We start from the raw sequence: 17,607 nt of genomic DNA, 5'->3' as shown, positions 1-17,607 counted from the left end.
GCTTTTGCCTGCACCGCGGCGGCAGCGCCGAGGCCGCCCCGCTGCACTGCTGGCCGCAGGGCAGCGAGGGCCGGCTCGACCTGCCCATGCAGGCCGCCAGCGATGTGCTGCTGGAATTGCGCCGCGCCCCCGACGGCGTGCTGGCGGCGCAGGCTCAGGTCGAGATCGCCTGGGTCTACCGCAGCGAACGCCGCGCGCGCGCCAGCTGGAGGTTGTTCTGAGCCAGCCCGCGCCCCACATCCTGCTGGTCGAGGACGACCGCTCGCTGGCCGAGTGGATCGCGGACTACCTGATCGCGCAGGGCTTTCAGGTCAGCTGCGCCAACCGCGGCGACACCGCGCTGCAGCTGATCGAACAAGACCTGCCCGACCTCGTCGTGCTCGATCTCAATCTGCCCGGGCTGGACGGCTTTCGCGTCTGCGAGTCACTGCGCCGCTTCAGCCGTCGCCCGGTGTTGATGCTGACCGCCAGCGACAGCGAGGCCGACGAAGTGCGCGGCCTGGAGCTGGGTGCCGACGACTTCCTCAGCAAGCCGGTGCGGCCCCAGGTGCTGCTGGCGCGCGTGCGTGCGCTGCTGCGCCGCGATGCCCAGGCCGCCGCCACCCCGGTGCAGCTGCGCACGGTGGGCGCGCTGCGCCTGGACCTGGCTTCGCGCAGCGCCACGCTGCAGGGGCGCGCGGTGGGCCTGAGCTCGCAGGAGTTCGACGTGCTGGCGCTGCTGGTCGAGCACGCCGGCGTGGCGGTCACGCGCAAGCGCCTGATCGAGGTGCTGCGCGGCATTGACTACGACGGCTTCGACCGTTCGGTGGACATGACGCTCTCGCGCCTGCGCCGCAAGTTCGACGACGACCCCGAAGCCCCGCAGCGCTTCAAGACGGTCTGGGGCATCGGCTATCTGCTCGCCCCCGAGGGCTGGGTGACATGAAGAGGATCGGCAGCACCCTGGCCGCTGTTCTGCTGCTCGCCTGTCTGGGCCTGGGTCTGCTGATCGAGCTGCTGCACGAGCGCCTGAGCAGTCCGCCCGCCCAGCCCGAGGTCTGGCAGCAGACCACCGCCGTCGCCCAGGCCCTGGCCACCGTGCTGAACCGCAAGGATGGCGAGCCCCTGCCCGCCGGCCTGAGTGTGCAGCCCCGCAGCTCCCTGCCGCTGCCGCCCGATCTGCAGGCCGATTTCGAGCGCGGCCAGCCCCTGCTGCTGGAAACCGGGCGCGGCCTGAGCCTGCACCTGCGCCTGCCCGACGGCGAACGTCTGCTGACGCTGCAATTGCCGCCTGAAGCGCGGCTGCGCGGCGAGCAGGGCCTGAGCCTGGCCCTGACCCTGCTCTTCTACCTCGGCCTGCTGGCCTTTGTGTTGCTCTGGCTGCGCCCGCTGCTGCAGCGCCTGGAAGGCCTGCGCCAGGCGGCGCGCGGCTTCGGCCAGGGCCAGCTGGATCGCCGCGTGGCGCACAGCCCGCGCTCCCACATCGCCGAGATCGAGGTCGAGTTCAACCGCATGGCGCAGCGCATCCAGACCCTGATCGAGGACAACCGCCTGCTCGGCAGCGCGGTCTCGCACGATCTGCGCACCCCGCTGGCGCGCCTGCGCTTCGGCATCGAGGCCCTGGGGGAAACCCAAGACGCCGCCGCGCGCGAACGCTACCGCCAGCACTTGAGCCGTGACATCGCGGCCATGGAGTCGCTGGTGGAGCTGCTGCTCGGCTACGCCCGTCTGGAGCAGCTGCGCGCCACGCTGCCAGAGCAGACGCTGGCGCTGCGCCCCCTGATCGAAGGCGTGGTGGCCGGGTCGGCCTGGGTGGGCGGCCGCCCGCAGCTGAGTCTCGATCTGCAAGACCTGCAGGTTCGGGGCGAGCCCCATTACCTGCGCATGCTGCTGGACAACCTGCTGCAGAACGCCTTCCGCCACGCCCGCAGCACGGTGCGCCTGTCGCTCAGCGCCGCGGCCGGGGCGGCGCTGCTGTGCGTCGAGGACGATGGCCCCGGCATTGCCCCCGCCCAACGCGACCAAGTGCTCAAGCCCTTTGTGCGCGGCCCCGGGCATGAAGGCGCCGGCCATGGCCTTGGCCTGGCCATCGTGGCCCGTATTGCCGACTGGCATGGCGCTCAGTTGGGCATCGACGCCTCACCGGCGCTCGGCGGGGCGCGCATCACACTGCGTTTTCCAACGCCGGCCTAGGGCCGGGCCGAGCGGCATCGGGCAACGGGTGTAAACGCAGGCATAGCGAGGCAGATACTGAGGCTGGCTGCCGGAAACGCTTGTCGTTTGATTTCAGCCGCCGCCGAGGGCGGTCGGCTGGGAAGAATGGGTAGCTTGCATGTTTGCACGCGCAGCCTCTGTAAGGACCGCATTTACTCGGCGGACAAATCGCCAGTGAATGATCCAGAAGGGTAACGCTATCACTCCTGCGATTGAACCGACCTCATTTGGCAACAAAGAAACGATCTGCGCCGCGCACCAGCCAAGGCCAGAAACCATGCCGAAGCTTTTGAACGGATGAAGCGCAATATTGTGTTGGGCCTCCTGCCGCAGGGAGCTTGCCACATTCGAGATGATGAAGAAATCCTCAACGAAGTTGTAGGGAATCAGGAACATCAGCCAAACACTCCGTGGCGAAGCTTTTCGCGCGCTTGGATGCACCAGGGAAAGTGCGCGATAGAGATCACGGCAATACAGAAAAACCATTGCGAGAAACAAGGCGGCAAAAACAACGCTCCCGAATATGCCGAGCGTTTCAACCTCCTTGAAAACGCCGCCAGCTACAGACGGGCTCAAGAATGGGCTAGCCAAGGCATACGTCACCGGGACGGTAAGTGCGATCTTCACGAGGATAAGCGCGATGTTTCGGTTCATGTTTTGCAAGCTAACGAATGGCGTTTATCCGCCACCCAGGCGAGGCTGGAAGAAATCTTGGCATGGCGGCGGCGTAAACCTGTGGACTGATCCGCCCGGCCCGCGTGGCGGCAGTAGCGACGGCGAGAGGGAATGTAAGTTTTAAACCCCTTTCCGCACCCGTGCGGATTGAAGCGGCACCTCGCTGGACAGGCAACTGCGGACGCCCCTAAACCGCTTGGCGCCATGTCGCGGCAATCGGGTCATCGGGCGCGGGCCTGGGTCCATGTCCGGTCGGACCTTGCCTCGCAGGCCACGCCGTGGCGTGGCGATTCGATGCCGAGTCGGCGCCTTGTACATCTTGCGCATCTCGGCGAAGGCGCCTGATTTCTCGCTCAGCTCACGGCAGGCCGCCAACAACAAGTCTTGCGCGGCCTTGCGCTCACCCTGCTTCACCAGCACCATGCATTCACGAATGGCGTGCTCGACCACTGTCGTCATGCCGAGCTTGGCGACGTCGGCCTTGGCTTGCACGTAACGCCGAGGCCTGGAAAGCCCTCGTCAAAGAAATGGAACTTGTCTTCTCCGTCCGGCTTGACGGTTGTAGTCCGGGGCACGCTGCAGATTCCCAGCCCCTGACACCGGGGATGGGGGATTTGCCGAGGGTCGCCGCCACTCTTCAGGATAGGTCTCGATGGAAGGCAGCCTTGGCCTGTCATCCGCGCGCCTACAAGAATCGGCGCCTCGATCACCGGCGGCCTCGGCGGCGGCGGGCTGTGGGGGCTGGCGGACGTGGCATCCACAGACAGCGGCATGCCCTGCTCGGCAATCGGCCCGGACGTCAACGCATCGCCGCGGAGCCTGTTGGAGACCCAACGTAGATGGGGCTCAAATGCGCGCAGTCACTGCCCACTAAACCGCTTGGCGCGCTTTGGCAGGCTGCCGCTGGCCGTACTTGGCCGATGCCGGGGCAGCAGCGCATAGGCCGGCGGCTGCCGCGCCATGTTGCGCAGCACCTCGCCGGGCGCTTCGTCGGCGGCGGCGGGCGATGGCGCCGCGTCAACGGGCGCCTCGGTCAGCGGCGCTTCGCTCAGCGGTGCGAACGCATGGTCTTCGGCATGCGCCGATTCAAAGTCGAACGGCGCGACGTTGTAACTCTCCAGCCTCATGGGGCACTCCCTGACATTCGTTCGATGCAGTGCGTGCATTGAAGCGGCTGGCCCGGCTCCCGGGCAACGCGGCTGCTCCTACAACTGGCATGCGGGATTGCGGCTGGCCCTAGCCAGCGAGCCAAGCGCGCTGCGCTCCTGCGCCCGTACGCGGGGCGCGGCGCACCAACACGCGCCGCCCCTGCACGCACCGGCCCGGCGCAAATCGCCCGCTGCCGCGCCTGCCATGCGCCATGCGCGTGCAGAACGGGCCGCTGGCGCCATCAATCGCGCTGGCACGCAACCTGCGTTAACCCCAGCGAGGCCTGCAATGGCGCAGGCCTCTCGGGCCGGCCGGCTGATGACTCGGCCGGCACTTCGGGACAACGGCGTCCGACCTCTCCCATTGCGTCTTCGCTGCTGAAGTGGCGCAGGCGGAGCGTGGCTGCGACGCCGTTGCGCCCTGCATGACTCAGGAGCCCGTGATGACCGCCAGCGATAACTCGACCACCACGCCCCACCCGCAGCGCCGCAGCCTGCTGGCTGCCGCAGCCGCCCTTCCGTTGACCGGCTTGACCGGCCTGGCCGGTGGCGCCTGGGCCCAGGGTTCAGACAAGCCCGAGAAGGATGAAGTCAAGATCGGCTTCATCCCGCTGACCGACTGCGCCTCGGTCGTCATGGCCGCCGTGCTCGGCTTCGACAAGAAGTACGGCATCAAGATCATCCCCACCAAAGAAGCCTCCTGGGCCGGCGTGCGCGACAAGCTCGTCAACGGCGAGCTCGACATGGCCCATGTGCTCTACGGCCTGATCTACGGCGTGCACCTGGGCACCGCCGGCCCCAAGAAGGACATGGCCGTGCTGATGAGCCTGAACAACAACGGCCAGGCCATCACGCTGTCCAAGGCGCTGGCCGACAAGGGCGCCGTCGACGGCCCTTCGCTGGCCAGGGTGATGGCCGCGAACCCGCGCGAGTACACCTTCGCCGGCACCTTCCCGACCGGCACCCACGCGATGTGGATGCATTACTGGCTGGCGGCTGCGGGCATCAACCCGCTGTCGGGCGCCAAGCTCATCACCGTGCCCCCGCCGCAGATGGTGGCCAACATGCGCGTGGGCAACATGGACGGCTTCTGCGTCGGCGAGCCGTGGAACCACCGCGCCATCATGGACGGCATCGGCATCACCGCCAACACGACGCAGGACCTCTGGAAAGACCATCCGGAGAAGGTGCTCGGCACGACGGCCGAGTTCGCGCAGAAATACCCCAACACCACCCGCGCCGTCATGATGGCCGTGCTGGAGGCCAGCCGCTGGATCGACGCCAGCCTGTCCAACAAGCTCAAGATGGCCGAGACGGTCGCGCAGAAGGCCTACATCAACACCGGTGTCGACGCCATCAACCAGCGCATCCTGGGCCGCTACCAGAACGGCCTGGGCAAGACCTGGGACGACCCCAACCACATGAAGTTCTTCAACGACGGCGCGGTCAACTACCCGTACCTGAGCGACGGCATGTGGTTCCTGACCCAGCACAAGCGCTGGGGCCTGCTCAAGGCCCACCCCGACTACCTGGCCGTGGCCAAGCAGGTCAATCAGACGGCGCTCTACAAGCAGGCGGCCGGTGCCCTGGGCATCAGCATCCCCAAGAGCGACTTCCGCACCAGCAAGCTCATCGACGGCGTTGTCTGGGATGGCAAGGACCCGGCGAAGTACGCCGACGGCTTCAAGATCAAGGCGTAATCATGGTCTCCGCAGTCTTCCACTCGCCGCGCGAAACCGTCGCGCCCGTCCCGGCCGCCGCGCCGGTCGCCGCCGCCCGCCCGGCCCCAGCGCCCGCCGAGGCGCCCAAGACCCAGCGAAAGCGCGAGCCCTTCGACTGGCGCGCCCTGGCGCTGCGCGTGCTGCCCCCCGTGCTCGGCATCGCCCTGCTCATCGGCCTGTGGGGGCTGGCCACGATGAAGGGCGGCGCCTTTCCAACCCCGGCGGCCACCTTCGATGCCGCCCTGCTGCTCTTTGCCGACCCGTTCTACAGCAACGGGCCCAACGACTTGGGGCTAGGCTGGAACATCCTCTACTCGCTGCAGCGAGTGGGCCTGGGCTTCGGCCTCGCGGCGCTGGTGGGCATCCCGCTGGGCTTCATCATCGGCCGCTTCGATTTCGCCAACCGCATGGTGTCGCCGCTGATCTCGCTGCTCAAACCCGTGTCGCCGCTGGCCTGGCTGCCCATCGGCCTGCTGGTGTTCAAGAGCGCCAACCCGGCCGCGATCTGGACCATCTTCATCTGCTCGATCTGGCCCATGGTGGTCAACACGGCCGTCGGCGTGCAGCGCGTGCCGCAGGACTACCTGAACGTCGCCCGCGTGCTCAAGCTCAGCGAGTGGAAGGTCATCACGCGCATCCTCTTGCCCGCGGTGCTGCCCTATGTGCTGACCGGCGTGCGCCTGTCGGTGGGCACGGCCTGGCTGGTCATCGTCGCGGCCGAGATGCTGACCGGCGGCGTGGGCATCGGCTTCTGGGTCTGGGACGAGTGGAACAACCTCAACGTCGCCCACATCATCATCGCCATCTTCGTCATCGGCACCGTCGGGCTGCTGCTCGAATGGGCGCTGATGTCCCTTGCCAAGCACTTCACTTTCGAGGACTGATGCCATGACCAAGCCGTTCATCCAGGTTCAGAACGCCGAGATGGTCTTCACCACCCGCAAGGGGCGCTTCCATGCGCTGCAGGACATCAACCTCGACGTGCAGCGCGGCGAGTTCATCACGCTGATCGGCCACTCGGGCTGCGGCAAGTCGACGCTGCTCAATCTCATCGCCGGCCTGCTGACGCCCACCTCGGGCGTGTTGATCTGCGACGGCCGCGAGATTGCTGCACCCGGCCCCGAGCGTGGCGTGGTGTTCCAGAACCATTCGCTGCTGCCGTGGCTGAGCTGCCTGGACAACGTGCTGCTGGCGGTCGAGTCCGTCTTCGGCGGCAGGGAGAGCGCGGCGCAGCTCAAGGTGCGCGCCCGCGCGGCGCTGGAGCTGGTGGGCATGAGCCACGCGCTGCACAAGCGGCCGCACGAGATCTCGGGTGGCATGAAGCAGCGCGTCGGCATTGCGCGCGCGCTGGCGATGGAGCCCAAGGTGCTGCTGATGGACGAGCCCTTCGGCGCGCTGGACGCGCTGACGCGCGCCAGGCTGCAGGACGAACTGCTGAAGATCGTCGCGCGCACGCAGAGCACGGTGGTCATGGTGACGCACGATGTCGACGAGGCCGTGCTGCTGTCGGACCGCATCGTCATGATGACCAACGGGCCGGCGGCGACGATCGGCGAGATCCTCCACGTCGACATTCCCCGCCCGCGCCTGCGCGTGGAACTGGCCGAGGACCCGAGCTATGTGCACGCCCGCAAGCAGGTCATCGACTTCCTCTACACGCGGCATGCGCATGTGGAGCAGGCGGCTTGAGGTTGGCCGGTGGCCGGTGCGGTGGCCGGGTCCCGCCCCGCGGGCCGGTTGTTTGACTGGCTCCTGCCTGATGGCCAATGCGGTGCCGGGGCGGACTCCCGGCAACACGGAACCGGGTCAAGGGGACAACCGCAAAAGCAACCTCAAACCCATCGACCAATCATCCCAGGATCAACTGCAACGACCCCTGCAAGGCCCGGATCAACGCCTCCAGCGCCTGCAGCAGCCGCTCGCTGCCCTGATGCATGCGCTGCACCGCATCGCCCTGCTCCACGCGCAGCCCGCGCAGCAGCACCAGCCAGGCCTCGTCCACCGCTGCGAATGCGGGCTGCAAGGCCGGCCCCACCAAAGGTGCCGCGCGCACCTGGTCATAGGCCTTGATGAACTCATCCAGCCCGGCCGCCAGGCCACTGGCGTCGTGGCCAGGCAGCACCTGCGCGAGCAGGCCCTCCTTGGCCAGGCGCTGGCTCAACAGCCGCAGCCGCGTGACCTGGGCCAGCAGGCCGACCGGCCGCTGGCCGGCGCGCCCGGACAGGCGCGCCACCAGCGTCTCGCTGCTGTCCAGCAGGCGCTGGGCGGCACGGTCGCTGCGGGCGAGGTCGGGATGGCGCGCGCTCAAGCACGAATCCAGCTGAGCCCAGGCGACAGACACCGCCGTCAGCTCCTCGGCAAGGTCATGGCGCAGCAGCTCGGCCAACCGCGCCAGGTTGGCGGCCACGCGCTCGGCGGACGCATCCAGCAACGCCTGCGCCTCGCGGCGTTCGGGCGGCGCCAGCTTGGGCCACTGACGCAGCGCCTGCAGCTTGACCAGGCGCTGGCTCAGCATGCGCTGGGCGCCGGCGCGCTCCAGCGCCTCGGCCAGCTCGGACGTGTGCACGACACCCCGCGCCACCTCGGGCAGCTTGGACTGCGTCTGCATCGCCGTATTGCGCAGCAGCGCGAAGGCGGCGGCCTCGTCGATGCCGCGCGCCTGCATCAGCAGGCCCTTGGCACGCTCGGTCCACTTGCGTTCGTCCAGCTTGGCCTGGGCGGCGCTGTCGCGCTGCTGCTGTGCGGCAGCCAGGTCGCGGGCCCACAGCAAAGCCTCGGCCAGCACGGCGGCGTCCACATCGGTGGGCAGCCACTGCACGGCGCCGCGGGCCAGCAGCGCACGGCGTTCATGCTCCGGGGGCGGCGGTGAAAGCAGCACCACGGGCAGGCCAAAAGCCCGCTCCGAGTGCGCGAGTTGCGCCAAGGCGGTGCGGTCCGCGCACACCAGCAGGCCCAAAGCCGGCCCATCGGTGGGCGCGGCAAGTTCGGAGATGGTGCGCACGGACCAGCCCAGGGCCTGCAAGTCGGCTGCCTGCGTGGGTGTTTCGGGGCTGCACAGCAGCAGGGGCAATGTGGGGGTGAAAGCGGTATCGGACATAGGTTCAGGCATCACGCCCCAAAACGGCGCAAGAAGCAGGCCAGCCAGCTCGCCGTCGAGTGGGCATGAGGCTTGCAAGTATGGGGAACGGTGCGCGCAATGGTGCGCGCACACACCCGCTGTGACGTCCTTGCCGCCCTGGCACGCGACCGGTGGGTGGGCGTGGGCGCTTGCAGTCGCAGTTGCATGATCGAGCCCACGATGTCCGCCTTCCAGAACTTCAAACGCGCCGGCCACTGGCCCACCTTGCTGGCCGCCTTTCTGTACTTCGACTTCTGCTTCGCCATCTGGGTGCTGAACGGCGCCATGGCGCCTTTCATCAGCGAGACCTTTGCGCTCACGCCGGCACAGAAGGGCTTCATGATCTCCGTGCCCATCCTGGCCGGTGCGCTGATGCGCTTCCCGCTGGGCGTGCTGGCCCAGTACATCGGCCGCAAGAACGCCGCCATGGTGGAGATGGGCCTGATCGTCGCGGCGCTGGGCTTCGGCTTCGTCTTCGTCGACAGCTATGACGAGGTGCTGGCCATGGGCGTGCTGCTGGGCATTGCCGGCGCCAGCTTCGGCGTGGCGCTGAGCCTGGGCTCGGGCTGGTACCCGCCGCGCTACAAGGGCCTGGCCATGGGCATCGCCGGCGCCGGCAATTCGGGCACGGTGCTGGCGGTGCTGTTCGCGCCGCCGCTGGCCGCCAAGTTCGGCTGGCAGGCCGTCTACGGCCTGGCTGCGCTGACCATGTTGCTGCCCATGGCCGTGATGTGGATCGCCGCCAAGGAGCCGCCTGACCGCGAGCACCAAAGCCTGCGTGAGCATGTGAGCTGCCTGTTCGAGAAGGACGGCTGGGCCTTCAGCCTGATCTACATCGTCAGCTTCGGCGGCTTCATCGGCCTGGCGAGCTTCCTGCCCACCTATTACTACGACCAGTTCAAGGTCACCAAGATCGAGGCCGGCCAGCTGACCATGCTGGCCACCCTGATGGGCTCGGCCGTGCGCATTGCCGGCGGCGCGCTGTCCGACCGCATCGGCGGGGTCAACACGCTGACCGGCGTGCTGGTGCTGGTGTCCGCCTCACTGCTGGCCTGCGGCCTGGCGGGCGACTCCCTGGTGCTGACCACCCTGCTCTTCATGCTGTGCTTCGCGGCCTTCGGGGCCGGCAATGGCGCGCTGTTCCAGCTGGTGCCGCTGCGCTGGCCGGTGACCACCGCCGTGGCCGGCTCCATGATCGGCGAGATCGGCGCCTTAGGCGGCGGCTTCCTGCCCAATGCGATGGGCCAGAGCCTGCAGCACACCGGCAGCTACCTGTGGGGCTTCGTGATCTTTGCCGTGCTGTCGCTGGTGATGCTGGTGATGCTGCGCGTGGTGCAGATCCGCTGGACCCGCACCTGGGCCGAGAAGGGCGGCCGCGCCCGCGCCGCCACGACGCCCGACGACCAGGACCCGGTGAGCTACCAGCGTGCCTGAACCAGCAGAGGCGCTTCGGCGCCTCGCACCGGCACCAAGGTCAGCGCGGCAGGAATAGCAGCCAGGCCACCAGCAGCAAGTTCAACAGCACGGAGACCGCCAGCGCGATCTGCCAGGGCAATGCCGGGTCGCCGGCCGCGCGGGCGGCGCGTACCGGCGCGGTCTGGTCGCGCGCTGCGCAGCGCTCCAACGCCAGCAGCAACTCATCCGCCGTCTCGAAGCGCGCCTTGGCCTCACGGGCGACGGCACGCATGACCAGCCGGTCGAGCGGCATCGGCACGCTGGGCTGCAGCCGGCTGACGCTGGCCGGCTCGCGCTTGTAGCGGGCGAGCTGGTAGGGCTCGACCTCGCCGTAGGGCAGGCGTCGGGTGAGGGCCTGGTATAGCGTCACACCCAGCGCAAACAGGTCGGAGCCGGCGTCGGGCGGCACGGGCGGGTCCTGCCATTGCTCGGGGTTGATGTAGCTGGGCGTGCCGGCATGCAGCTCGCGCGAGGCCGCCGGCGCGCGCGGGCTGAGCGCCACGCCCAGGTCCAGCACGCGCCACTGGCCATCGTCGCCGAAGTGCAGGTTGGCCGGCTTGATGTCGCGGTACACGACGCCGGCTGCGTGCAGCAGGCTCAAGGACCGCGCCACCGCGCTGCCCAGCGCCATGGCCTGGGCGCCGTCCAGCGGGCCCTTGGCCAGCAGCTGCTCCAGCGTGTGGCCGCCGTGCCAGTCGAACACGGCATAGAAATGGGTCGCGCCATCGGCCGGCGGGTGCACGCGCACGAAGCCGCTCTCGCCACCACGGCGGCGGTGGCGCGGCGCCTCGGCCAGGCGCAGGCCGAGCCAGATCTCGTGCGCCAGCATCGCGCGCTCCTCGGGATCGTCGGCACGGCCGGGGCGCAGCATCTTCAGCGCCACCAGCCGGCCCGTGGCGACCTCGCGCGCCTGCAGCAGTCGGTGCACGCCGTTGTCGGCGACGATGGCCGTGACCTGGTAGCCGTCCAGTGTGGCGCCGACACCGAGCGGGCCGGGGCTGGGCAGCGTGCGCCCCAGCGCGGCCAGGTCGGCCAGGCCGGGATCGGCCAGGTCCTTCACATCCAGCACCAGGGCCGTCACGTTGTCATGGCTGCCGGCGGCCAGCGCTGCGGCGGTCAGCGCATCGGCGGCGGCCTGGGCGCCGGGCGTCGTGCGCAGCAGGTCGGCGATCTGGCGGCTGCGCAGCGAGCCGTGCACGCCGTCGCTGGTCAGCAGCAGGCGGTCGCCCACCTTGAGCTCGCCGGCGCTGTGGTCCAGGCGCAGCGCATCGTCCAGGCCCAGCGCGCGCGTCAGGCCGGCGAAGTCGCGGCGCTCCATGCGGTGGTCTTGCGTCAGCAGCAGGCATTGGCTGTCGCGCAGCAGCCAGGCACGGCTGTCGCCGACATGGGCCAGCGCATAGCGGCGGCCGCGCAGCGCGATGGCCGTCAGCGTCGTCAGCGCCTCGCGCGGCTGGCCGTCCGGCCCTGGGCGGCGGTTGTGGGCGGCCAGCCAGGCGTTCTGGTGGCCGAGCAGGCGGTCCAGCGCGACGCTGGCGTCCCAGTCGGCCGGCACGGCATGGAAGTCGCGCAGCAGGCTCATGACCGAGGTCTGCGCGGCCATCAATCCTTCACCGCCGCCGCTGACGCCATCGGCCAAGGCGGCGACCCAGCCGCGCTCGGCCTCGTGCGCGGCCGGTGCCTGCACGCCGGCGAAGTCTTCATTGCGCGGGCGTTTGCCCTGCAGGCTGGACAGGCCGGTATCGAGTTCGAAGCGCATGTGCGGGCCTATGTCTATGTATCTTGTATTCGGGCCGAGCGCCGGGCCGCTCCCAAGCCGGCCCGCCTGGCGATGTGATCGCGGCTCAATGCCGCGAGCATCGTCGTCCCGGCAGGGGACCGACCAGACCCGCCCGCGTTCAGCGGGTGCGGGATTGGACGAGGGGCACCATTTTCGGGATGAGTGCACCCGCACCGGGCTCGCGATCGCTTCGGCGTGGGGCGCCGCCAGGCGTTTTGCACGCTGCGGCAGGGCTGCAAGCCAGCTTCATCGCTGGCACATGGCTTGCAAAGCAAAGGGCAGACCAGCTTTGCAGTTGAAGGGTTTGGCATGAAAAAGATGAAGCTCGTGATGGTGGGCAACGGCATGGCTGGCGTGCGCACCTTGGAGGAGCTGCTGAAGATCACGCCGGACCTCTACGACATCACCGTCTTCGGCGCCGAGCCGCACCCGAACTACAACCGCATCCTGCTCAGCCCCGTGCTGGCCGGTGAGCAGACGGTCGACGAGATCATCCTGAACCCGCTCTCCTGGTACCAGGAGAACGGCATCACGCTGCACCTGGGCAAGACGGTCACCGAGATCGACCGCGTGCGCCGCCGCGTCATCGCGGCCGACGGCACGGCGGCCGAGTACGACCGCCTGCTGATCGCCACCGGCTCCAACCCCTTCATCCTGCCGGTGCCGGGCAAGGACCTTGAGGGCGTGATTGCCTACCGCGACATCGCCGACACCAACGCGATGATCGACACGGCCACCAAGTACAAGCACGCCGTCGTCATCGGCGGCGGGCTGCTGGGGCTGGAGGCCGCCAACGGGCTGATGCTGCGTGGCATGCAGGTCACCGTCGTTCACCTCGGCGGCACCCTGATGGAGCGGCAGCTCGACGACGTCGCAGGCGACCTGCTGCGCAAATCTCTCGTCGAGCGCGGCCTGAGGTTCGCATTGGCGGCGCAGACACAGGCGATGCTGGCGGGCGAGACGGGCCGAGTCCGTGCCGTGCAGCTCAAGGATGCGCAAGGGGAGCTGTTCGAGGTGCCCGCCGACCTCGTCGTCATGGCCGCAGGCATCCGCCCCAACACCGCGCTGGCCGAGAAGGCCGGCCTGCACTGCAGCCGCGGCATCGTCGTCACCGACACGATGCAGACCGTGACCGATCCGCGCATCTATTCGGTCGGCGAATGCGCCGCCCACCGCGGCATCGCCTACGGCCTGGTCGCGCCGCTGTTCGAGCAGGGCAAGGTCTGCGCCACGCATCTGGCCCAGTTCGGCATCGGCCGCTACCTGGGCTCATCGGTCAGCACCAAGCTCAAGGTCACGGGCATAGACCTCTTCAGCGCCGGCAACTTCACCGGCGGCGCGGGTACCGAAGAGATCGTCATGAGCGACCCCTTTGCCGGCGTCTACAAGAAGCTCGTCATCCAGGACGACCAGCTCGTCGGCGCCTGCCTGTATGGCGACACGGTGGACGGTGGCTGGTACTTCAAGCTGCTGCGCGAGGGCCGCAAGATCGCCGACATCCGCGACAAGCTGATGTTCGGCGAGGCCGGGGCCAACATCGGCGACGTGGGCCACCAGGGCGTCAGCCGCGCGGCGAGCATGGCGGACACCGACGAGGTCTGCGGCTGCAACGGCGTGGCCAAGGGCGCCATCTGCAAGGCCATCCGCGACAAGGGCCTGTTCACGCTGGACGAGGTGCGCAAGCACACCAAGGCGAGCGCGAGCTGCGGCAGCTGCACCGGCCTCGTCGAGCAGCTCATCATGTTCACGGCCGGTGGCGACTACTCGGCCGCGCCCAAGAAAAAGGCCATCTGCGCCTGCACCGACGCCAGCCACCAGGACGCCCGCGACGTCATCGCCAAGGCCCATCTGCTGACCGCGGCCGAGGTCTTCCGCGCGCTCGACTGGAAGACGCCCAACGGCTGCGCCAACTGCCGCCCAGCCATCAACTACTACCTGATCTCGACCTGGCCCAAGGAGGCGCTGGACGACCCGCAGAGCCGCTTCATCAACGAGCGCTCGCACGCCAACATCCAGAAGGACGGCCGCTACTCGGTCATCCCGCGCATGTGGGGCGGCGAGACGACGTCGAGCGAGCTGCGCCGCATCGCCGATGCGGTGGACAAATACCAGATCCCCACCGTCAAGGTCACCGGCGGCCAGCGCATCGACCTGCTGGGCGTCAAGAAGGAAGACCTGGTCAACGTCTGGAAGGACATCGGCATGCCCTCGGGCCATGCCTATGCCAAGGCGCTGCGCACCGTGAAGACCTGCGTGGGCTCGGAGTGGTGCCGCTTCGGCACGCAGGACAGCACGCAGATGGGCAAGGACCTGGAGCGGGCCCTGTGGCGCATGTATGCGCCGCACAAGGTCAAGATCGCCGTGTCGGGCTGCCCGCGCAACTGCGCGGAGGCCGGCATCAAGGACGTCGGCGTCATCGGCGTGGACTCGGGCTGGGAGATCTATGTGGCCGGCAACGGCGGCATCAAGACCGAGGTGGCCGAGTTCCTGTGCAAGGTCAAGACGCCCGAGGAGGTGCTGGAGGTCAGCGGCGCCTTCCTGCAGCTGTATCGCCTGGAAGGCTGGTACCTTGAGCGCACGGTGCACTACGTCGCCCGCGTCGGGCTCGATCACGTCAAGAAGAAGATCCTCGAAGACGCCGACAACCGCCGCGCGCTGTGGGCGCAGTTGCAGTTCAGCCTGGATGGCGAGCCCGACCCCTGGTTCGACTTCGACAAGGCGCAGGTGGACCTGCGCCAGTTCGACAAAGTGGCCGTCTGATGCCGAACCGCCGCAACGCCGTTCTCGCCGGTTTGGCCGGCATGGCCTTCAGCGGCCTGCCCGCCCTGGCCCAGGGCCGCATCAACCAGCTCGGCGAAGCCATCGACAAGGCCGGCGCCCAGCGCATGCTGAGCCAGCGCATGGGCAAGGCCTGGCTGGGCCTGTCGCGCCCGGAGCTGGCCGAGCGCGCCCGCGCCGTGCTGAAGGCCAGCGAGGCCCGCTTCGAGCGCCAGTTGGGCGAGCTGCTGGCCTATGCGCCCACGCCCGAGATCGCCGGCAGCTACCGCGCGCTGCAGCACCGCTTTGGCGACTACCGCGCCCTGCTGCAGAGTCCGCCGAGCCGCGAGCGCGTGGACGAGCTGCTACGGACCTCCGGCGAGGTGCTGAGCCTGGCTCATGTCGCCACCGGCCAGCTGCAGGAACGTTCCGCCGAGGCGACGGCGCGGCTGGTCAATGTGTCGGGCCGGCAGCGCATGCTGTCGCAGCGCCTGGCCCTGTTCTACCTGGCCGACCAGCAGGGCGCGCGACCCGATCTGGTGCGCCGCGAGGTCGCCAAGGCCCGCACCGAGTTCGTGGCCGCCATGAGCCTGCTGGAGACGGCGGCCGAAGGGGCGCCGGCCATCCGCGCCAATCTGACGCTGGCGCAGAGCCAGTGGGTCTTCCTGCAGGCCGCGCTGGCGGGCGAAAGCCAGGGCCCGAAGGCGGCCAGCGACGTGTTCGTGGCGAGCGAGAACCTGCTCTCTGTGATGGAAACCGTGACCGGGCAATTCGCCCGCCAACTGGGGTGACGAGCATGGCCGACTGGACCCGCATCTGTGCCCTGCAGGACATCCCGGTGCTCGGCTCACGCCGCGTGCAGCGCCCGGTCGGTGTCGACGTGGCGCTGTTCCGCAACGCCGACGACGAGGTCTTCGCGCTGCTGGACCGCTGCCCGCACAAGGGCGGCCCGTTGAGCCAGGGCATCGTCTTCGGCAAGAGCGTGGCCTGCCCGCTGCATAACTGGACGATTGGCCTGACCGATGGCTGCGCCAAGGAGCCCGATGAGGGCTGCACGCCGTCCTTCAGGGTCAAGCTCGAAGGCGGCGAAGTCTTTCTGTTGCAGACCGAGTTGGACACGCTGGCGCTGGAGCTGGCCGCGCCGGTGGCCGGGCCGAAGATTTCGATTGCGGTGGCGTGACGGGGCCGAAGGCCAGACCCACCTTCAAAAATATGAACGAGACAAAGTCCACCTGCCCTTACTGCGGATGCGTGCTGAAGCGCGATCCGCGATGCGGTGATATGAAGCACTCCCCTCTCGTCCCCTCGCCAAGCGAGGGGCTCCACAACCAGGGGAATTCGCCGTGAGCGAAACGAGATCCACCTGTCCCTACTGCGGCGTGGGGTGCGGCGTCGTCATCGAACACGACGACACGCAGATCACCGGCGTGCGCGGCGACCCCGACCATCCGGCCAACTTCGGGCGGCTCTGCACCAAGGGCACCAACCTGCACCTGACGGCCGCGCCGGTTGTCATCCAGCACCAGCGCCTGCGTGAGCCGCAGCGGCGTGCCGAGCGTGGCGCTCAGCCCCAGGTCATCAGCTGGGACGCCGCCAACCGCGAGATCGCCGACAAGCTGCTCGCCATCCGCGCCGAGCACGGCCCCGAATCGATTGGCGTCTACATCTCCGGCCAGTTGCTGACCGAGGACTATCACGCCTTCAACAAGCTGGCCCGCGCCGTCATCGGCACGCCCCACATCGACTCCAACTCGCGGCTGTGCATGAGCTCGGCCGTCGTCGGCTACAAGCAGTCACTCGGCGCCGACGCGCCGCCCTGCAGCTACGAGGACATCGAGCTGGCCGACTGCGTGCTGATCAGCGGCGCCAACCCGGCCTGGGCCCACCCCATCCTGTTCCGCCGCCTCGAAGCAGCGAAGCACGGCAAGCCTGGCCACAGGCTCATCGTCATTGACCCGCGCAAGACCGAGACGGCCGAGCTCGCCGACCTGCACCTGCAGATCCGCGCCGGCACCGACGTGGCCCTGTGCCACGGCCTGCTGCACGCCGTCATCTGGCAGGGCTGGACGGCGGGCGGCTTCATTGCTGCGTCCACCGATGGCTTCGATGCGCTGAAGGAGCTGGTGCGCGACTGGGCACCGTCGCGCGCGGCCCAGGTCTGCGGCGTGAAAGAGGCTGACATCTGGCAGGCGGCGGAATGGTTCGCCACCTCGCCCTCCTCCCTCAGCCTCTACTGCCAGGGGCTGAACCAGAGCAGCAGCGGCACGGCCAAGAACACGGCCTTGATCAACCTGCACCTGGCCACCGGCCAGATCGGCAAGCCCGGCGCCGGCCCCTTCTCGCTGACCGGCCAGCCCAATGCCATGGGCGGCCGCGAGAGCGGCGGCATGGCCACGCTGCTGCCCGGCCACCGCGACCCGAACAAGGCCGAGGACTGGGCCGAGATCGAAGCGCTGTGGGGCGTGCAGGGTCTGCCGGGCCAGCGCGGCCACACCGCCGTCGAGATGTTCGAGGCCGCCGCGCGCGGCGAGATCAAGGCGCTTTGGATAGCCTGCACCAACCCGGCCCAGTCCATGCCCGACCAGGCCACCGTGCGCCAGGCGCTGCAGCGCTGCGAGCTGGTCATCCTGCAGGAAGCCTTTGCCCACACGGCAACGGCCAGCTACGCCGACTACCTGCTGCCCGCTGCGACCTGGGGCGAGAAGGAAGGCACCGTCACCAACAGCGAGCGCCGCATCAGCCGCGTGCGCGCGGCCGTGCCGG

Annotated in this window: 16 protein-coding genes; 11 read left to right on the top strand and 5 right to left on the bottom strand. The window is 68.8% G+C overall.

The window, feature by feature from the left end; genetic code table 11:
• The 3 genes from ACT6S0_RS19720 to ACT6S0_RS19710 form a co-directional block, all read left to right on the top strand.
• Nucleotides 1-221: DUF3019 domain-containing protein (locus tag ACT6S0_RS19720; protein WP_444765483.1), on the top strand; the 221-nt coding region annotated here is incomplete at its 5' end.
• Nucleotides 116-925, top strand: coding sequence for a response regulator transcription factor (locus tag ACT6S0_RS19715; RefSeq protein ID WP_444765485.1), 810 nt, complete (start codon nucleotides 116-118; stop codon nucleotides 923-925). The genes ACT6S0_RS19720 and ACT6S0_RS19715, both read left to right, overlap by 106 nt.
• Complete coding sequence (locus ACT6S0_RS19710; RefSeq protein ID WP_444765482.1) at nucleotides 922-2,172, top strand: ATP-binding protein; 1,251 nt, start codon at nucleotides 922-924, stop codon at nucleotides 2,170-2,172. The genes ACT6S0_RS19715 and ACT6S0_RS19710 overlap by 4 nt, the downstream gene beginning before the upstream one ends.
• Before the next feature lie 93 nt (nucleotides 2,173-2,265).
• Here ACT6S0_RS19710 and ACT6S0_RS19705 read toward each other — a convergent pair whose 3' ends face one another.
• From ACT6S0_RS19705 to ACT6S0_RS19695, 3 genes are all read right to left on the bottom strand, one after another.
• On the bottom strand, nucleotides 2,266-2,847 hold the full coding sequence (locus ACT6S0_RS19705; RefSeq protein ID WP_444765481.1) for a hypothetical protein: 582 nt from the start codon (nucleotides 2,845-2,847) through the stop codon (nucleotides 2,266-2,268).
• A gap of 141 nt (nucleotides 2,848-2,988) precedes the next feature.
• Nucleotides 2,989-3,360: a hypothetical protein gene (locus ACT6S0_RS19700; RefSeq protein WP_444765480.1), complete on the bottom strand. Its 372-nt coding sequence runs from the start codon at nucleotides 3,358-3,360 to the stop codon at nucleotides 2,989-2,991.
• Between the two features lie 368 nt (nucleotides 3,361-3,728).
• The gene (locus ACT6S0_RS19695) at nucleotides 3,729-3,995 is read right to left on the bottom strand and encodes a hypothetical protein (protein WP_444765479.1); all 267 of its coding nucleotides are present in this window, start codon (nucleotides 3,993-3,995) and stop codon (nucleotides 3,729-3,731) included.
• Between the two features lie 464 nt (nucleotides 3,996-4,459).
• Between ACT6S0_RS19695 and ACT6S0_RS19690 the strand changes: the two genes are divergently transcribed.
• Genes ACT6S0_RS19690 through ACT6S0_RS19680 form a run of 3 tightly spaced genes read left to right on the top strand, consistent with a single transcriptional unit; the run spans nucleotide 4,460 to nucleotide 7,426 of the window.
• Nucleotides 4,460-5,716 (top strand): CmpA/NrtA family ABC transporter substrate-binding protein, encoded by a 1,257-nt coding sequence (locus tag ACT6S0_RS19690; RefSeq protein WP_444765478.1) that lies wholly within the window; start codon nucleotides 4,460-4,462, stop codon nucleotides 5,714-5,716.
• A gap of 2 nt (nucleotides 5,717-5,718) precedes the next feature.
• Nucleotides 5,719-6,621 (top strand): nitrate ABC transporter permease, encoded by a 903-nt coding sequence (gene ntrB / locus ACT6S0_RS19685; RefSeq protein WP_444765477.1) that lies wholly within the window; start codon nucleotides 5,719-5,721, stop codon nucleotides 6,619-6,621.
• 4 nt (nucleotides 6,622-6,625) lie between these two features.
• Nucleotides 6,626-7,426 (top strand): ABC transporter ATP-binding protein, encoded by an 801-nt coding sequence (locus ACT6S0_RS19680; RefSeq protein ID WP_444765476.1) that lies wholly within the window; start codon nucleotides 6,626-6,628, stop codon nucleotides 7,424-7,426.
• A 160-nt stretch (nucleotides 7,427-7,586) separates the two neighbouring features.
• Here ACT6S0_RS19680 and ACT6S0_RS19675 read toward each other — a convergent pair whose 3' ends face one another.
• Entirely contained in the window at nucleotides 7,587-8,834 is a 1,248-nt protein-coding gene (locus ACT6S0_RS19675; RefSeq protein ID WP_444765475.1) for an ANTAR domain-containing response regulator, read from the bottom strand.
• Nucleotides 8,835-9,035: 201 nt separating this feature from the next.
• On the opposite strand from ACT6S0_RS19675, the gene ACT6S0_RS19670 reads away from it, so the two are divergent.
• On the top strand, nucleotides 9,036-10,289 hold the full coding sequence (locus ACT6S0_RS19670) for an MFS transporter (protein ID WP_444765484.1): 1,254 nt from the start codon (nucleotides 9,036-9,038) through the stop codon (nucleotides 10,287-10,289).
• A gap of 40 nt (nucleotides 10,290-10,329) precedes the next feature.
• Here the strand turns inward: ACT6S0_RS19670 and ACT6S0_RS19665 are convergent, their stop codons facing one another.
• Nucleotides 10,330-12,066: a protein kinase domain-containing protein gene (locus ACT6S0_RS19665; protein WP_444765474.1), complete on the bottom strand. Its 1,737-nt coding sequence runs from the start codon at nucleotides 12,064-12,066 to the stop codon at nucleotides 10,330-10,332.
• Between the two features lie 330 nt (nucleotides 12,067-12,396).
• Between ACT6S0_RS19665 and nirB the strand changes: the two genes are divergently transcribed.
• From nirB to ACT6S0_RS19645, 4 genes are all read left to right on the top strand, one after another.
• Nucleotides 12,397-14,847, top strand: coding sequence for a nitrite reductase large subunit NirB (nirB, locus tag ACT6S0_RS19660; RefSeq protein WP_444765473.1), 2,451 nt, complete (start codon nucleotides 12,397-12,399; stop codon nucleotides 14,845-14,847).
• Nucleotides 14,847-15,635 carry a type IV pili methyl-accepting chemotaxis transducer N-terminal domain-containing protein gene (locus tag ACT6S0_RS19655; protein ID WP_444765472.1) on the top strand — a complete coding sequence of 263 codons (789 nt, stop codon included), beginning with the start codon at nucleotides 14,847-14,849 and terminating at the stop codon, nucleotides 15,633-15,635. Before nirB ends, ACT6S0_RS19655 begins: the two co-directional genes overlap by 1 nt.
• A gap of 5 nt (nucleotides 15,636-15,640) precedes the next feature.
• Nucleotides 15,641-16,024 (top strand): nitrite reductase small subunit NirD, encoded by a 384-nt coding sequence (gene nirD, locus ACT6S0_RS19650; RefSeq protein ID WP_444765471.1) that lies wholly within the window; start codon nucleotides 15,641-15,643, stop codon nucleotides 16,022-16,024.
• A 163-nt stretch (nucleotides 16,025-16,187) separates the two neighbouring features.
• A partial coding sequence (locus tag ACT6S0_RS19645) for a molybdopterin-dependent oxidoreductase (protein ID WP_444765470.1) occupies nucleotides 16,188-17,607 on the top strand: 1,420 nt, incomplete at its 3' end.

Source organism: Roseateles sp. (assembly GCF_052436255.1).
Lineage (GTDB): Bacteria > Pseudomonadota > Gammaproteobacteria > Burkholderiales > Burkholderiaceae_C > Pelomonas.
The sequence above is the reverse complement of the archived record's forward strand: the minus strand, read 5'-3'. Positions and strand labels throughout refer to the sequence as shown.

Excerpts from the sequence above, each read along its gene's own strand:
- ACT6S0_RS19710 (WP_444765482.1), top strand. The coding sequence starts at position 922 with ATGAAGAGGATCGGCAGCACCCTGGCCGCTGTTCTGCTGCTCGCCTGT.
- ACT6S0_RS19705 (WP_444765481.1), bottom strand. The coding sequence starts at position 2,847 with ATGAACCGAAACATCGCGCTTATCCTCGTGAAGATCGCACTTACCGTC.
- ACT6S0_RS19695 (WP_444765479.1), bottom strand. The coding sequence starts at position 3,995 with ATGAGGCTGGAGAGTTACAACGTCGCGCCGTTCGACTTTGAATCGGCG.
- ACT6S0_RS19690 (WP_444765478.1), top strand. The coding sequence starts at position 4,460 with ATGACCGCCAGCGATAACTCGACCACCACGCCCCACCCGCAGCGCCGC.
- ntrB (WP_444765477.1), top strand. The coding sequence starts at position 5,719 with ATGGTCTCCGCAGTCTTCCACTCGCCGCGCGAAACCGTCGCGCCCGTC.
- ACT6S0_RS19680 (WP_444765476.1), top strand. The coding sequence starts at position 6,626 with ATGACCAAGCCGTTCATCCAGGTTCAGAACGCCGAGATGGTCTTCACC.
- ACT6S0_RS19675 (WP_444765475.1), bottom strand. The coding sequence starts at position 8,834 with ATGTCCGATACCGCTTTCACCCCCACATTGCCCCTGCTGCTGTGCAGC.
- ACT6S0_RS19670 (WP_444765484.1), top strand. The coding sequence starts at position 9,036 with ATGTCCGCCTTCCAGAACTTCAAACGCGCCGGCCACTGGCCCACCTTG.
- ACT6S0_RS19665 (WP_444765474.1), bottom strand. The coding sequence starts at position 12,066 with ATGCGCTTCGAACTCGATACCGGCCTGTCCAGCCTGCAGGGCAAACGC.
- nirB (WP_444765473.1), top strand. The coding sequence starts at position 12,397 with ATGAAAAAGATGAAGCTCGTGATGGTGGGCAACGGCATGGCTGGCGTG.
- ACT6S0_RS19655 (WP_444765472.1), top strand. The coding sequence starts at position 14,847 with ATGCCGAACCGCCGCAACGCCGTTCTCGCCGGTTTGGCCGGCATGGCC.
- nirD (WP_444765471.1), top strand. The coding sequence starts at position 15,641 with ATGGCCGACTGGACCCGCATCTGTGCCCTGCAGGACATCCCGGTGCTC.